Origin of the sequence: Rikenella microfusus DSM 15922, from assembly GCF_000427365.1 — a bacterium.
GTDB classification, from domain to species: domain Bacteria; phylum Bacteroidota; class Bacteroidia; order Bacteroidales; family Rikenellaceae; genus Rikenella; species Rikenella microfusus.
Window position 1 is genome coordinate 575,099 of record NZ_KE386488.1, and the last position, 15,813, is coordinate 590,911.

13 protein-coding genes are annotated in these 15,813 nt (G+C 57.5%); 4 read left to right on the forward strand and 9 right to left on the reverse strand.

Going from position 1 to position 15,813, the window contains the following annotated elements:
• The first annotated feature begins 179 nt into the window (after positions 1-179).
• Positions 180-623 (forward strand): hypothetical protein, encoded by a 444-nt coding sequence (locus tag RIKMI_RS14835; protein ID WP_147288439.1) that lies wholly within the window; start codon positions 180-182, stop codon positions 621-623.
• A gap of 1,467 nt (positions 624-2,090) precedes the next feature.
• Here the strand turns inward: RIKMI_RS14835 and tpiA are convergent.
• From tpiA to RIKMI_RS0103495, 6 genes are all read right to left on the reverse strand, one after another.
• The gene (tpiA, locus tag RIKMI_RS0103470; RefSeq protein ID WP_027290442.1) at positions 2,091-2,846 is read right to left on the reverse strand and encodes a triose-phosphate isomerase; all 756 of its coding nucleotides are present in this window, start codon (positions 2,844-2,846) and stop codon (positions 2,091-2,093) included.
• Between the two features lie 46 nt (positions 2,847-2,892).
• On the reverse strand, positions 2,893-3,213 hold the full coding sequence (locus RIKMI_RS0103475) for an iron-sulfur cluster assembly protein (protein ID WP_027290443.1): 321 nt from the start codon (positions 3,211-3,213) through the stop codon (positions 2,893-2,895).
• Positions 3,214-3,339: 126 nt separating this feature from the next.
• On the reverse strand, positions 3,340-3,765 hold the full coding sequence (locus RIKMI_RS0103480) for a SufE family protein (protein ID WP_370447799.1): 426 nt from the start codon (positions 3,763-3,765) through the stop codon (positions 3,340-3,342).
• Positions 3,766-4,116: 351 nt separating this feature from the next.
• Positions 4,117-5,628, reverse strand: coding sequence for a GH3 auxin-responsive promoter family protein (locus RIKMI_RS0103485; RefSeq protein WP_027290445.1), 1,512 nt, complete (start codon positions 5,626-5,628; stop codon positions 4,117-4,119).
• 151 nt (positions 5,629-5,779) lie between these two features.
• Positions 5,780-7,423 carry a sialidase family protein gene (locus tag RIKMI_RS0103490; RefSeq protein ID WP_051214313.1) on the reverse strand — a complete coding sequence of 548 codons (1,644 nt, stop codon included), beginning with the start codon at positions 7,421-7,423 and terminating at the stop codon, positions 5,780-5,782.
• 66 nt (positions 7,424-7,489) lie between these two features.
• Positions 7,490-8,263 carry a nitroreductase family protein gene (locus RIKMI_RS0103495; protein WP_027290447.1) on the reverse strand — a complete coding sequence of 258 codons (774 nt, stop codon included), beginning with the start codon at positions 8,261-8,263 and terminating at the stop codon, positions 7,490-7,492.
• Between the two features lie 433 nt (positions 8,264-8,696).
• On the opposite strand from RIKMI_RS0103495, the gene dapF reads away from it, so the two are divergent.
• Complete coding sequence (gene dapF / locus RIKMI_RS0103500; RefSeq protein ID WP_027290448.1) at positions 8,697-9,494, forward strand: diaminopimelate epimerase; 798 nt, start codon at positions 8,697-8,699, stop codon at positions 9,492-9,494.
• An 863-nt stretch (positions 9,495-10,357) separates the two neighbouring features.
• Here dapF and RIKMI_RS12925 read toward each other — a convergent pair.
• On the reverse strand, positions 10,358-10,633 hold the full coding sequence (locus RIKMI_RS12925; RefSeq protein WP_037291435.1) for a hypothetical protein: 276 nt from the start codon (positions 10,631-10,633) through the stop codon (positions 10,358-10,360).
• Here RIKMI_RS12925 and RIKMI_RS0103505 point away from each other — a divergent pair.
• Together RIKMI_RS0103505 and RIKMI_RS14250 are read left to right on the forward strand one after the other, a co-directional pair.
• Positions 10,632-11,780, forward strand: coding sequence for a hypothetical protein (locus RIKMI_RS0103505; protein ID WP_027290449.1), 1,149 nt, complete (start codon positions 10,632-10,634; stop codon positions 11,778-11,780). The two genes, RIKMI_RS12925 and RIKMI_RS0103505, sit on opposite strands and share 2 nt — an antisense overlap.
• A 552-nt stretch (positions 11,781-12,332) precedes the next feature.
• Complete coding sequence (locus tag RIKMI_RS14250; RefSeq protein ID WP_051214315.1) at positions 12,333-13,868, forward strand: LamG-like jellyroll fold domain-containing protein; 1,536 nt, start codon at positions 12,333-12,335, stop codon at positions 13,866-13,868.
• A 332-nt stretch (positions 13,869-14,200) separates the two neighbouring features.
• Here RIKMI_RS14250 and RIKMI_RS0103515 read toward each other — a convergent pair whose 3' ends face one another.
• On the reverse strand, positions 14,201-15,016 hold the full coding sequence (locus RIKMI_RS0103515; RefSeq protein ID WP_276573073.1) for an alpha/beta fold hydrolase: 816 nt from the start codon (positions 15,014-15,016) through the stop codon (positions 14,201-14,203).
• A 170-nt stretch (positions 15,017-15,186) separates the two neighbouring features.
• Entirely contained in the window at positions 15,187-15,408 is a 222-nt protein-coding gene (locus RIKMI_RS0103520; protein WP_027290451.1) for a hypothetical protein, read from the reverse strand.
• Positions 15,409-15,813: the final 405 nt, after the last annotated feature.

Genomic DNA, 15,813 nt, shown 5'->3' on the forward strand with positions numbered 1-15,813 from the left:
TATGGACTTGAGGTAACCCAATCGTTGCCTCCCGCACGCTATGTGCCCATGCGAAACGAGCTTCCTATCGTTTCGGAAACCCGAAAACCATTTATCAAAGCTAAATAAGTCGATTAGAGTAAATCTTGTAAATCACTTATAAAATCGGCATCTTTGGATGTAAATCACAACAATAAACCATGATTCCAATACTCAATGACTTATGGAAAGGCCTCAAAGAGCATCAAAAAGCCTCGATTCAAATAGCAGCGCTTTTTACTCCAATCGCATACGTAATTCTATTATTATATGCTACCGAGTTTCTCAGCACTGACATTTGGAATCGGTTAATCTGTTCTACTGCAACATCCAGTTTTGCCACGCTAATCTGTGCTTCATTATGGAGTTTGTACAGATTACCATCTGAACGTTATGCCCCTCTCACTGCTTTTATTTTCAGTCTTTCAACTCTAATCAGCATATTTCTCATCGCGGTGCCAGATATACCACATTCTAGGCTAGCTTGGATTTCTAACCTTTTAAAAGCCCCATGGAGTCCATTGATAGTATTTTTAATATTAGCATGGCTATCTAATTTCAAATTATATCAAAAAGAGAAGAAAGATAAAAACAATCCTGGATAGAGCTCTGGAGCACTTTGGGGAGCACATTCCGTTTATTTACCAAACAAACCACTGAACAACAGATATTTACCCAATAAACTCAAGTCCTCCCCCTCTACTAAAAGCCTCTTATCTTTCGGATAAGAGGCTTTATTTTTCGGAAGTGTCCCCATTCGGTTTGTTCCGGTTTCCGGACGGTTGTCTCGGTCGCGGGCGAGCCCGCAGGGCCGCCGCCGAGACATCGAAAGCCGGGAACTCTGTAAAGTACAAGCTCGAAAGAGATATTTCCGTTATTTTTCAGTGTCCTCGCATTCTTTTTTCACAGGTACGTATATATCTCTATCCAAAACCGGAGAAAAACCTTTCCGATCGGTTTTTCAGCTCGCCTGAATAAAGCGCTGCGAACTCCGGTAAAGGTCACGACGAATCCTCCGACCGGGAGTTTTCTCCACTGAATGGAACGGTACGAAGGGAAATCGGATGTGCCATGTAAAACCGGGTAAAGCCCGTACATATTTCCCGACCCCGCTTGTGTATTTCGATATACCGATTAGTTTTCGTCGATACTTTTTCGCCTCGCGCCGAACCCTTCGGGTCTTTTGCCTGGGTTTTCATCGCCTCGCGCCGGCCCCTTTCAGCCGAGAGACTTTCCGGTCGGAGTGGCCCGGTCGGGGCTTTTGCAGAGCTTGCAATGTTCGATTCAGGCGGCACCGCGGAGTCGATATGGAATGGTCGGTAAGTTTGTATAAAGTTAGGTAAGTATATACGATTTGATAACTATATACGACTTTGCCTAACTTATATATATGCCTGATTATCACCATGCTTCAACCCGTGCCTACCCCCTTAAGCAGAGAAAAGCCCCGATTCGAGTACCGAGCGGCACCGCAGGGCCGTTTTGGGAGATCATTACCTGACTTTGGGTAAGTCGTATATAGTTACCGACGATTTTGCCCAAAGCCTTGCAGCGGTCTCCTCAGTCTGCCTTGCGGCACCGCCCGGCACAGGGGATCGGGGCTTCCGTTCAAGGGGGCGGACACGAGCCGAAATACACTGAAAACCAGATATATTTATAAATAGGGTAAACTTGTATATAATTATCCCCGATTATATACTTCGATATACCCATTCGTTTTCGTCGATACTTTTTCGGCTCCGCGCCGGACGGCACGAGGCGGTGCAAACCCAGGCAAAAAACCCGAAGGGTTCGGCGCGAGGCGAAAAACGCCGGTAAAAATTAAGGGTATATCAAAGTATATCCTCGGGAAAGCCATATATAGTCACCCCGTGTAATATAATCGGATTCCCCGAAATGATATACATAACGGGTTTGGCGGAGCCTCGCAGTCTGTGCGTGTCCGCGAATCGGAATAAAGCGGCGGGCCGGAAAGGCAAAATCCTTTCCGGCCCGCCGCCTTTTTATCGTCCCGCCTCCCCGCTGCGTTTTTCTTCCGCGACAGGGGGATCGGAACGTCTGCCGGGAAATCCTTAGAAAGCTTTGGCGATTGCGATGAAGTCGGCCGCCACCAGCGATGCGCCGCCGATCAGACCGCCGTCGACATCGGCTTTGCCGAAGATTTCGGCCGCATTGCCGGGTTTGCAGCTGCCGCCGTAAAGGATCGGAGTTTTCGCCGCAGCTTCCGCGCCGAATTTTTCGGCCAGCACGCCGCGGATGAAGGCGTGGATCTCCTGCGCCTGGTCCGCAGTGGCGGTTTTGCCGGTACCGATGGCCCACACCGGTTCGTAGGCGATCACCAGTTTACCGAACTGTTCCGGGGTGAGTTGGAAAACCACCTCTTCGATCTGGGCGCGTACCACGTCGAAGTGTTTGCCGGCTTCGCGTTCGTCGAGTTTTTCGCCCACGCAGTAGATGGGAGCCAGCCCCTGGCCGTAAGCCAGCGCCATTTTCTTGTTGAGCGTTTCGCTGGTCTCGCCGTAATATTCGCGGCGTTCGGAATGGCCGAGGATCACGTATTGCGCGCCGAGCGAGGCGATCATCCCGGCGGAAACTTCGCCCGTATAGGCGCCCGATTCGTGGTCGGCGCAGTTCTGGGCAGAAACGGCGATACCGGCCTGGGCCGCTTCGTTCTTCACGCTGCAAAGGTGGGTAAACGGTACCCCGACGATCAATTCGACATCGGCGGGCACGGTGTTTTTCAGGGCCGCTACGCCTTTGAGGAGTTCCACCCCTTCGGCCGGAGTCGTATTCATTTTCCAGTTCCCGGCTACGATTTTTCTTCTCATGGTATTCTGTGTGTATTAAATGGTTTCCAGTAACGTTCTCTGCGGCCTACATCAGGCCCAGTTCGAGGAGAGCTTCTTCGCTCATCATCGAGCGGTCCCACGGCGGGTCGAAAGCGAGAGTTACGTCCACGCGTTCGACGCCTTTGACTTTCAGGACGTCGTCGTGCACCTGCTGTACCAACTGGTCGGCCATCGGGCAGTTGGGGGCGGTGAGGGTCATCCGGATATTGGCCGTCCCTTCGGGGGTCATCTCGATCTCGTACACCAGGCCGAGGTCGTAGATATTGACCGGGATTTCCGGGTCGTATATGTTTTTGAGCGTATAAACGATGTCTTTCTCGATGTCGAGTATTTCCTGCGGTGTCATAATCGTGCCTAAAAATAGGATTTATTTCGGAATAATCCGCACAAGGGGCGACCTGCGTCGATCTTCCAGGGACGTCTTCAGGGCGCGGCCGGGCCGGAACCGCCTGCGCCGGAGAGTCGCCCCGGCTTATTTCTGCACGGCGGCATAGGCCGTGGCGAAGAGTTTCATCTGCCGGATCATCGCCAGCAATCCGTTGGCCCGTGTGGGGGAGAGGTTCTGGGCCAGTCCGATCTTGTCGATGAAGTAGAGGTCGGCGTCCCGCACTTCGACGGGCGTATGGCCGTTCAGCACGCGGATCAGCAGGGCGATGATGCCTTTGGTGATGATCGCGTCGCTGTCGGCGGTGAAGTACATCTTTCCGTCATCGCCCAACCGCGCATCGACCCACACGCGCGACTGGCATCCTTTGATGACGTATTGGTCGGTCTTATGCTCGGGGACGATACCGGGCAGTTCGGAACTCAATTCGATCAGGTAGCCGTACCGGTCGAGCCATTCGCCGAATACGGAAAACTCTTCGATAATCTGATCCTGCGTCTCGTCGATAGTCATTGCAGTCTAATAATTGTTCGTTTATTTGTCCCGTTTTCGGCTTCTGAAGCAACCGTTCTTTCTTTTCAAAGAAAGAACCAAAGAAACTTTCGAGCAGCTGTGTTTCGTCTTAAGCTCCGCAGTCTTTTAGCTTTGAAATTTTCTTTGTGTTTCCATTATCGGGGGCTATGTAACATGGTTATATCTGATTAGCCCCCGGTAATGGAAACACAAGACCTTCACAGGAAAAGGTATCCGGCAGGCCCAAGAGATGCGCCAGCATCTCAAAAAGTTTTTTCGGTTCCTTTTGTTCACAAAAGGAACAGTACCCTCAAACCTGAACAGTACAAATAAACGAACGGTTATAAATATTTACAGGGTATTTATTTTGAGCAGTTCGTCGAGGTAGCGGCGGTCGTTGGCCAGTCGCGGTACCTTGTTCTGCCCCCCCAGTTTTTCGCGTTCCTGCATCCAGCGGTAGAAAGCCCCCTGCCGCGCCACTACCAGTTGCGGCGCCATAAGCGTCGTATTTTTGAACCGTTTGGCCGCATAGTCCGAATTGACCTCCTGCAATGTTTTGTCCAGCACCTCAGCGAACAGCATCACATCCGACGGAGGCGTTTCGAACTCCACGAACCACTCGTGTCCCCCTTTCGAACGCCCCTCCATAAAGACCGGTGCGGCCGTATAATCCCGCACCCGCGCTCCCGTGGCCGCCGAAGCCGCCGCAACGGCACGTTCGGCATTGTCGATGATGATCTCCTCGCCGAAAGCGTTTATATAGCTCTTCGTCCGCCCCGTGATCCGGATCTTGTAAGGCGACAGGCTCGTAAATTCGACCGTGTCGCCGATCATATAGCGCCACAGTCCCCCGTTGGTGGAGATGATCATGGCGTAATTGACCCCCATTTCGACATCGGCCAACGTCACCGCCCGCGCAGGTTCGTGCAGGTCTTTGAGCGGCAGGAACTCGTAGAAAATACCGTAGTCGAGCATCAGGAGCATGTCCGGCGTGGAGAGGTTGTCCTGCAAAGCGAAAAAACCTTCGGAGGCGTTGTAGGTCTCCATGTATTTCATCCGCGAAGAGGGGATCAGCCGTTTGTACTGCTCGCGGTACGGGGCGAAACTGACGCCGCCGTGGATGAACAGCGACAAGTCGGGCCATACTTCGAGCAGGTTGTCGGCCCCCGCGTATTCGAGCATCCGGTTCATCAGCACGAGATTCCATGACGGAACGCCGGCGAACGAAGTGATACGCTGACGCGAACAGCGACGGCAGATGGCCTCTACCTTTTGTTCGAAATCGGGAATCAGGGCGATCTCCATGGACGGCTCGCGCACCATGCCGACCCACCGCGGAGCGTTGCGGATCAATATGGCGGACAGGTCGCCGCTCTGCGCTCCTGCACCCATCGTGTCGAGCCGGTGGCTGCCGCCGAGGGTCAGCGCCTTGCCGTCGAAGGCTTTGCTGTCGGGGTTTTGGTAAGCGAAAACGGCCATCACGTCCCGCCCGCCGCGAAAGTGGCATTGTTCGAGGGACTCGCGCGTAATGGGAATATATTTGCTCCGGTCGCCGGTGGTACCGGACGATTTGGCGAACCAGCGGACTTTCCCGGGCCACAGTATATTCTCTTCGCCGGCCCTGACTCGCTCGATCTCGTGCTGCAATTCGTCGTATCCGACCACGGGAATCCGTTGCTGGAACTCTTCGACGGAACCGAATTCCCCGAAACCGTACCGCCTGAAATACTCGGTCCCGGCTCCGTAACTGACCAATAACCGGAATTGCTCGAATTGCACGTCCCACGGCTGGCGTCGGAACCGGTCGATGGCCCGCAACCGCTTGGAGTAAAAGGCGGATATAATCGAATTGGTCACTGACATAACCCTGTAAATATCTGTTCGTTTATTCTGTACTGTTGGGGTTTGTCTTTAACTTCGCTACGCTCGTTTTGCCTGACGGCTCTTTGGTTCTTTCGTTTCAAAAAAAGAACGATTGCCTCAAAAGCCTAAAACAGTACAAATAAACGAACGGTTAATCATCTTGTTTAATGATGTCGCGGAGCGGGATTGCCTGGAACGTCATTTGCGCCACGCTGCTTTCGTAGAGGATGCCCACCGTCTGCGGGTCGATCATCGTCAGGCACGAATAGCCCCAGCCCGGCTCCTCGTCCAGCAGCAGTTCGTTCTGCGGCAGCCACGTTTCCCCGTTATCCAGGCTCGCCTTGATCGTGATCCTCGAACGGGTGGCCGTCGTATCCGGGTTCGAAAACAGCAGGATATCCTTCCCCAGCGCATTTTCCGCCGCCGGCACCTTGATCAGGCTCGCCATGCAGACCGGTTCCGGCAACGCCCGGCGCGACGTCGGATGCTCCTGCCACGTGCGTCCCATATCGCGCGTGACGCAGATCGCCCGACTGTCCCCCTCGTTCCGACGCATGTTCAGCATCAGCACCCCCGGCTCCGGCTCCACCACCTGCGCCTCCGTCGTATTCTCGAACGCCGGAGTGCCGATCGTCCACGTCTTGCCGTTATCGCGGCTCCAGACGATCGACGCGAAAGGCATGTGTTTCGAATCCGTCCACTGGATCGGGAACACCAGCGTGCTGTCCTGCATCACGATGCCCCGCCCCGGTCCCTGGAGAATCAGATGCCACGTCGGATCCTTGATCTGCGCCGTGATATTATACGGTTCCGACCACGTAAGCCCGTCGTCGTCGCTGTACGTCAGCAACACCTGCCCCGTTTGTTCCTCCGGCGTCATCGCGTTGTTGCGAGAGGCCCACCAGCCGCGGCCGCCCCCCATCCCATGGTTCCACAGCGCCATCACCCACACCCGTCCCCGCAACGGATCCACCAGAATCGACGGGTCGCCGATCCCGTTCTGCGAATGCGGCAACGAACCGTACGAAGTCAGGTCCATGATTTTCCTCATCGGCTCCCACGTCCGGCCTCCGTCCGTACTGCGGCTCAGCCCCACCTGCACATCCTCCTGCAAATCGATATTGTTGTGGTTCCGCACGTCGTACACCCCCAGCAGCGTACCCGCCGGAGTGGTCGCCAGTCCCGGAATCCGGTAAGAGTGCACCCCGTCGTCCCCCGCCGTGCGCACCGAGACCGCCGGGCGGTGCCCCTCCGCCCGGTGGCTGCGGTTAAGCTGGGCGAAACGTCCCCCGTCGAAAGCGACCTTCACCAGCGAAGGCGTGAATTTATAAGTCAGCGGCGTGCTGTCGGCCACCGAAAGGCTGATATAGAAATAGTTCGTCCACGGGAAAAGCGGTTGGTCGAAATCCAGCGTCATGGAGGCGGCCGCCACCGTATCTTCGGCCAGGCGGACGGCATAGGCCGGATGGTAGTAAACGGTCTGCCCGCCGCCGTATTCGGCCATGGCGTGCGCCAGCCCCGACGAAGCGGTACGCGACCCCAGCATCGAAGTGGTCCCGGTGTAGAATACCCGCACCGCCTCGATATAGGGCAGATCCTGCCGGGGGAAATCCACCGTCACGCTGGTCATCCGTTCCCCTTCCAGGGTCGGCGTTACGCGGAGGTCGAAAATAATGTTGTTGGCACGCCCCACGACCACCGGAATGGTCGGCTCGTGGACGAATACGGTCTGGGCGTTCGCGGTCGTGAACGCCGTGCCCGCGGCGGCGAGGATTGCGAGGAGTGTTCTTTTCATATTCAGAGATCGGGTATGAGGTTGGTTGCAAAATCCGCTGTTCGGGGGATCGCCGCCGTCGCCGGCCTATTCGGCTTCAGCGATGTCGAACTCGAACAGGCCCTGTTCGCGCAGCATGTCGAGATAGGCCCGCGAAAAACGCAGGGCGTCGGCTTTGGTGTACCGGCGCTCGGTAAATATCCGGGCCAGGTTCGGCAGGCCGTTTTCTTCCAGGAGCTGCGCCGTCTCTTCCGAGGCTTCGCGGGCCGCCCATATCTCGTCGATCCGCTCCGGGCTGTAATCCCGGTAAGTGCCGCGGTGCACCACCGCCTCCAGCGGCAGACGGTCGGTCAGCGGCGGCAGCGGTTCGGCCGGATACCCCACGGCCACGGTAGTCACCGGAGCCACTCCTTTCGGCAGGCGCAGGATGCGCACGATGTCGGCCGCCGTGTAGGTAGTCGTCCCCAGGTAGCAGATACCCAGTCCGTTCGCCTCCGCCTCGAGCGAGAAATTCTGCGAGGCCAGCAACGCGTCTATCGTCCCGTTCACGAACCACTGCAGGTTGTCGTATCCAGGCTCGGCCCCGCGCCGGCGGCACCACTGGCTGAAACGGTGCACGTCGGCGCAGAACGTGACCAGCGCCGACGCGCCCGTGGCCGCAGGCTGACCGAAATGGCACGGCCCCAGCTCGGCGAACTCGGGGCTGCCGGCCGGGGTGACGATCATGCTGTACAGTTGCATGTTTCCGACCGTCGAGGCTCGTGCGGCCGCGGCCAGCAATTCGGTCATCAGGGATTCCTCCACGGCCCGTCCGGGCTGGAAATTCCGCACGGAGCGGTGGTGCTGTATCGTCCGTAACATAATCGTAAAACCGGTCTAAACGAAGTGTAAAGATAATGAAACCCGGATGCAATCCAAACCTTCGGGCCTATTCCGCCGCCGGCAAAATAGGATTTCCCGATTATATACACCGATATATCGAATACCTGATTATATACTTTGGTGTACCGATCATTCTCACCGGCGTTTTTTCGGCTCGCACCGAAAAAGTATCGACAAGAACTGATCGGGATATCGAAATACATAATCGGGTATGATTTATATTTGCGGAGGTAAGTATATACGACTTTACTCTATATTATATGCACGCTTGATTTTCAGTATATTTCGGCCCGCGCCCACCCCTTTAAGCAGAGAAAAGCCCCAATCCCCTGTGCCGAGCGGCACCGCAGGGCCGGTTAGGGAGATCATTTTCCGATTCCGGGTAAAGTCGTATATACTTACCTTTGCAGATATGAAACGTATCGATTTTTCCAAATACCAGGGGGCGGGTAACGATTTCGTGCTGATCGACGCCCGCGCCGCGGATCCGGAACTCACGCGCGACGAAGTGCGCCGGCTGTGCGACCGCCGTTTCGGCATCGGGGCCGACGGGCTGATGACGCTCGAAAACGACCCGGCGGGCACCGATTTCTACATGCGCTACTACAACTCCGACGGCGGCGAATCGACCATGTGCGGCAACGGAGGGCGATGCATCGCCCTGTTCGCCCGCCATCTGGGAATCGGCGGGCGGACCGAACGGTTCCGCAGCAGCGACGGCATCCATGAAGCCGAACGGCTCGGCGACGGGCAATGGAAGCTGAAGATGATCGACGTGGCGCAGGTAAGGCCGCTCGGCGACGGCCGTTCGTGGTTCGTTTTCACCGGGTCGCCCCATTATGTGGAATTTACGGACGACGTGGCGCAGGTCGATGTCGCCGTCCGGGGAGCGGAGATCCGCCGCCGGGCGGAATTTGCGGCAGCGGGCGGCACGAACGTCAATTTCGTACAGGTGCTGGAGCCGGGCCGCATCCGTGTGCGCACGTTCGAGCGGGGCGTGGAGGCCGAAACGCTCGCCTGCGGGACGGGGGTGACGGCCGCGGTACTGGCCACGCATCGGACACGGCAGCCGGAATGCCGCGATTTTACGGTCGAGGCGATGGGGGGGATTCTCGGCGTGAAATTCGCGACACGGCCGGACGGAAGTTTTTCGGACATCTTCCTCACTGGGCCTGCCGAACGGGTCTTCACGGGGCGGATCGAACTCTGAAACCGGTACTTCGGGCGGAGAAACGCGCCGGGAGGCTCAAAGGATGCAGGAACCATTATATCGGGCGCCCGATTCTATTTTGATATACCAACCGTTTTCACCGGCGTTTTTTCGGCTCTCGCGCCGGACCTTTCGGATCTTCTGTCCGGGTTCGCATCGCCTCGTGCCGGACACTTACGATCGAAAGAATTCCCGGCCGGAGTGCCCGACGGCACCGCTGAACCGCTGAACCGAAACAGGGTAGTGTAAAATTGTATATAGTCGCCATAAGTTTTTGCCGTAACGGATAAGTTGCGCCGCCGGACAGTTGAACCCGAGGTCTGCACTGCCCCGCAACAGAAGCCCGGTGCCGCTGGGCACTCCAGCCGAGCTGCAACTATCCTAAACCGCGACCACTCCCGGGCGTCCGACCCGAATGAAAAAACGTACGGTTAAATGGCAGGGATTTACTTTGCGACCTTTGGGTCGCGCGGGTCGCAGCCTCCCGCAGCGGAGGCCCGCAATACCAATCGCTCTCGCGATTGGTGCGTCCCCCGCAGGCTGCGACCCATTACAAAGAATCGTACGATTTTAATTTAGGATTCCGCGATAGCGGGCGGGCCGGAGCCACCCCGGGCGGCGGCCTGCAACTGCGCTGCGCTTGTTTCGGCTCCGCTGGCTCCGGCCATAAAATTAATTGTACGATTAAAAATAAATGGTGATTATATACTATTTTACACTACGGTAATTTTTCGGCTCGCGCCGCCCCCCCGACGGCTGAAAGCCGCCCGGCGCAGAGCCGAAACGGAGTTATCGGGAAGCTTGTGTAAAGTTGTATATAGTCGCCTAAGTGTATATAATCGGGAATTTATATACTCAATGCCTTATTTGATCTGTTCATCCTTGCCGGTAGGTTCGCGTCGTCTCTTCCCGACAGAGTACCCGTCCGGAATCTGCTGAAAACCGCCAGGCCGATAAAACAAGACAAAGCCGCATATTTCGCCCTTATGTTTTACGATGCGGACGGGCGACTGCCGGTCAATGGCGGCATCGTGCGGACAAAGCCCGACGTGCCGTGCCCGTCCGGCCTTAAAATGGTGTCCTAAATTGGCGGTTTGATTTTTTTTTCGTAAACTTGGGACAAAATAGGCTTTATCCATGGATAACAACTTGCTGAAACAACTCATCGCGCAGCACCGTCGGGTGGTGATTCCCGATTTCGGCGCTTTCCTGAAGAAGGAGACTCCGGAGGGGGAAGAGCTGGTGTTCAGTCCGTTCCTGCGCAAAGACGACGGTGTGGTGACCGATGCCATCGTCCGCGAATACGGGGTCGAGACCGAGGACGCACGCGCCATGGTCGCCGAGTTCGTCATCTACCTGAGGCAATCGCTCGCATCGTCGGGCAGATATTATATAGAGGGCGTGGGTATGCTTGCGGCCGATGCCAACGGCGCCGTTACGCTCAAGGAAGGCGAAACGCCCGAGCCGGAGCCGGTGGAACCGGAAGCCGTGCCCGCTCCGGAACCCCAACCCGCCCGGTCGCAGTCCGTTCCGCAGCAGGTGCAGCAGACGTCCGGGAGCGGATTCGCACGTCCGGTTCAACCGCAGCCCGCCTCGCAAACGCCGCCTGCGCCGGGCGGCACCCGTCCCCAATCGATACAGGTGCAGGGGCAGCCGCAGCCGCAGCAACCCGCGGCGGTTCCTCCCGTACAACAGATGCCTCCGCAGCCGGGGACGTATCCTGCCATGGGGCCGGGCGGCTTTCCGGGGAGGCCGGTTGCACCGGGAGCGCAGCCGTTCCCCCGCACGCAGCCGATGTCCCAGGGACAGTCGGTTCGTCCGCCCGTGCCGGGTCAGTTGCCTCCCCAGCCCGTGCGGGGACACCAGATACCACAGACACAACCGCCGCGGGGCATGCAGCCGCCGGTGCCGCCGATGCCCAGACAACCGCAGCCTTCCGCGGGGGGGATTCCTCCGCGCGGGCCGCACGATCCGAACCAGCCGCCGCGGGGCGGAACGGTAAATCCCGCCGGATCGGGACGGGGACCCGGAGGCCCTGCCGGCCCGAACGGCAGACCGGGGCAGCCCCAACGCCGTCCGGCTCCCCCGCGGCGAAAACCGCCGAAGACCAAGACCGACATCTGGCTGATCGTGGCCATTATCGCCGCGCTGGTGGTGATCGCTATCATGATCTACGGATTCATCAACACCGGGAAAGGCGATATCGATATGGAAATGCTCAATGCCGCCATGTCGCCGGTCGAAGATACCGTTGCGGTGGCCGTCCCGGGCGAAGAAGGATTGTAACCCTCGCGCAGACCCGAAGTCCGGGGGGGGGCGCCACGGAGGGGCAGACAAGGTGGAGAGAGGCGCAAGCGGGCAGGGCGGGAGAAGGTGCAAACGGGGAAAGCGGGTAGGGTGGAAGGAAGCGCAAGCGGATAAGGCGGGAAAGGAGGGCAACGGGTAAGGCGGCAGGAAGCGCAATCGGGTAAAGTGGGACAGAGGGTGCAAGCGGGTAGATGGGAAAGGGAGAAGACCCGGCGGACAAGGACAGCCGGGATAAGAAAAACCGGGAGCGGAGGAGCCGAAGAGAGGGAGAGCCGCCTCCCGGCCGCAATGACTGCAATGAAAGGGCGGAGAGATGATCCGCCCTTTTCGCTTAGGTAATGACTGCCATTGATTTATCCTTCCCCGTGCCGTTGTCCCCGGCAGGTTCCGGTGCCGTCGTCCGCTGCCGGAACCTGTTAGTACGGCCGTTCCTCTGCGGGCGGGTCGGAAACAAAAGCCGGGCGCACGGATAAAAACAGGCAACCATCGGATACCGTCGCTTTCGCTGCTACATACCCAAACCGTTCTATCATGAAACAAAACATTTTCACGACCCTTCTCTGCTGCCTGCCGGCCCTGGCTTGGGGACAGGCACGTACCGTTACTTTCGACGCGAGGACCCAGCAGAGCCGGATTCTGCCGCTGGAAAAATACACCCTTTACGCCGACGGAGTGCAGGACGAGGCATTGGACTTCACCGCAGCGGCGGCATACCGCATTCCCATCGAGCTGGACTCGATGGCTTTCACCGCGAACGGCAAGCAGGTGTACAGTGCGGCCGTATGGGTGCGCATTCCGAAAGGAGAGGTGCAGGGCGCTTCCGGAAGTGTGATCGTCACCAACGTGAACAAACAGGCGAAAGCCGGCGGATTCACGATCGGCGCGGCGGCGAACGGATCGTGGTACGCGGGATTCACGGACGACAACGGCGGCAGCCTGTGGTACGAACCGACCGCCGCGCGGCAGCCGCTCGCCGACGGCCGGTGGCACCTGCTCGCCCTCACTTACAACGGGCGGCAGGGCAAGGCGCGTTTCTATTACGACGGGAAAAACGTGGCGATCTACAACCTGCGCGAGATGGCCGGGATCAACGGACGGGGCAGGATGCGGATCGGCGGGGCCGACAGTACCGAATGGAACGCTTTCAACGGCCAGATCGACGAATTCGCCTTTTACGACACGCAGCTCACGCCGGAAGCCGTCTTCCGGCTCTACTCCTCGTACTATACGCGGGCGCGGCTGGAACAATTGCCGGACAAGCGGGAGGAACTGCGGTTGATGGGGTTCAACATCTGGCACGGTGGCAACGAGACGGGTGCCGAAGCGGGGCCGAAACGGGTGGCCGATATCATCCGCGACTCCGGGGCCGAAGTGGTGGGGTTGATCGAGACATACGGTTCGGGGCCGAAAATTGCCGACGAATTGGGGTACTGCCTCTATTTGCATAGTTCCAACCTTTCGATCCTGAGCAAATTCCCGATTGTCGGCACGGCGGATTTCTTCCACCCGTTCAACTGTTCGGCCGCGAAGATACGGGTCAGCAAGACCCAGACGGTTAATTACATCAACCTCTGGTTGCACTACCTGCCGGATACGCGGAAGCAGTTGCTGGATCGTGTCAGCGTGGATTCGATCGTGGCGGGCGAATGGACCACGCGGGCTGCGGAGTTGGAACAAATCCTGCATGAGGCGGATTCGGCCGGCTTTATCGGTGGCGACGTGCCGACGTTCGTGTCGGGCGATTTCAACATCGACTCGCACCTGGACTGGATCGAATCGACGCGGGACGAACACGAAGGTTATGTGGTGCCCTGGCCGACGAGCCTGCTGATGGAACAGGCCGGTTTCACCGATTCGTACCGGAAACTGTATCCCGATCCGAAGGCATATCCGTGCAAAACGTGGTCGCCGGCCTATAAACCGGAAGAGAACGGCTTTTATTACCGGATCGATTTCATTTTCTATAAGGGGCCGGGGGTCGAGCCGCGCGAGTCCCGAATGATCGACACGCATCGGGTACGCTTTCCGTCCGACCATGCGGCGATGCTCACGGTATTCGGGTTGTAACTCCTGTTTTCGCCGGGAAATACAGAGTACAGGATGTTTATTATTAGCACCTGCGATTTAGGGTAGTTATAACTCGGACGATACCGTACCTCCGGCGGAGGAGGCAGAGGGACCGGGAACAGGCGAGCATCAGGGATCCTTATACAACGAGAGAAACTCGTACCAGATCTTATAATACGTCACTGAACGTACCCGAAGATAACTGCCCCTTGGTTCGACCCCTGACGGTTCCGAGGGCGTGCCCGGAGAAAAGAGCGGCTGGCGATCAAAATATACGACCACCATTGCCGCCCCCGCGATAAGATCGACAGGATCTGCGCCGTACGTCCCGGTTAATTGCCTTTCCCGGCCACTTCTGTCAGGAAGTCTTTCAGGATAGCCAGCGACTCTTCCGGCTGTTCGACGAACCCCATGTGTCCCGAACGTTCGAGCCACGCCGTCCGTGCCTGGGGTTGCGCGAGGATCATCGCCTCCGCCGCCTCCACCGGAATGTAATTGTCGCCCGTTCCGAAAATCATCAGTTCCGGTATGCCGAATCTCCGCATCTCTTCGTTCCGGTCCTTACGTTGCGACATCCCCTTGAGCACCGCCACGATCGCCTCGTCCTCGGTCAGCATCACCTGTTCGGCGAGGTCTTCAATCGCCTCGGCACAGCGGTGCAGGTTGGCCTCCGCGAACCCCTTTCCGGGATTGACCCGCGAGAGCGTCTCTTTCTTTCCCGCTTCGACCAGTTCGATTTCGCGCCGGCGGTTGGCCGCCTTTTCCGGCGTGTCGGCGTTCGGCGACGAGTGGAACAGCACCAGCCCCTCCACCCGTTCCGGATGGTTCGCCGCCAGGGCGAGGGCCACGTATCCCCCCATCGAATGTCCCACCACGGTACATTTGTCCACCCCCGCGATCTCCAGTACGGCCGCCGCCGTATCGGCCATGTAATCCATATCGGCCGCTTCGCGGCCGTCCCAATCCGAGAAGCCGTGTCCGGGCAGGTCCAGGCGGATTACACGGTACTCTCTGCCCAGCATTCCCGCGAAATCGTCCCAGACTTCGATCGACTCCAGATAGCCGTGCAGCAGCAGGACGACCTGCGTCCCCTTGCCTGCGTCGGCATAACGTACCGGCGTACCGCCGGCCATAACGAATTTTTCCATGATCAGGTTTGGTGTTTGAAAAGTCCGCCTGTCGGTGTGTGCCGGCAGGCCGGATGCCGTGTGTTTACCGTATCGTACGCACGCTCCGGTCGGAGCGCTCCTGCAAACGGAAAACCCTGCCGCTGTTCCGGCGGCAGGGTCGGTCCGGTATCGTTAGCGGAACGGGGCGGTCATCGTTCCTCCTCGTCCCCCTCATCCCCCTCGTCCAGATAATCCAACGCAGATTCCCGTTTGTGCAGGGCCAATAATTCGGCGTCGTCTTCCTCGTCTTCGCCGAGCGATTTGTAGAGTGTGTGGCGCTCTTTGCCGCTTTTGCGGATGGGGTCGAGCTTCGTGGCCTTTCGGGTCGTCTCGTCGCCCCCGGCAGACCGGAAATCCCTGATCGGTTTCATAGACTGAATAACGAAATGATACTTGGAGGTTATCTGTTGCAATTATACGATTTTTTTCGATTCACACGTATCTCTGTGTTTCCGGCATACCGGATGTGTCAGGGAACAAAGCATTCCTTCGGTGACTTCGGCGGATCGCCTGAATAAGACGCCTTATGCCGGCGGGGCATCTCCTTTTTTCAGCGACCAAAAAAGGAGACAAAAAAGTCGCCGGAAATGCGATTCCCCGCTCTCGACTAATGTCGAATCGGGAAATCGCACATTTCCGGGTCCATAGCCTTTACCCGTACTTCGACACCAAATGTAAGAAGCCGGGAGTACTTTTTAAATCTACGATTAAAATGTTTGGTAAGCATATACGACTTTACCCTATAATATATGCACACTCGGTTTTCAGTATATTTC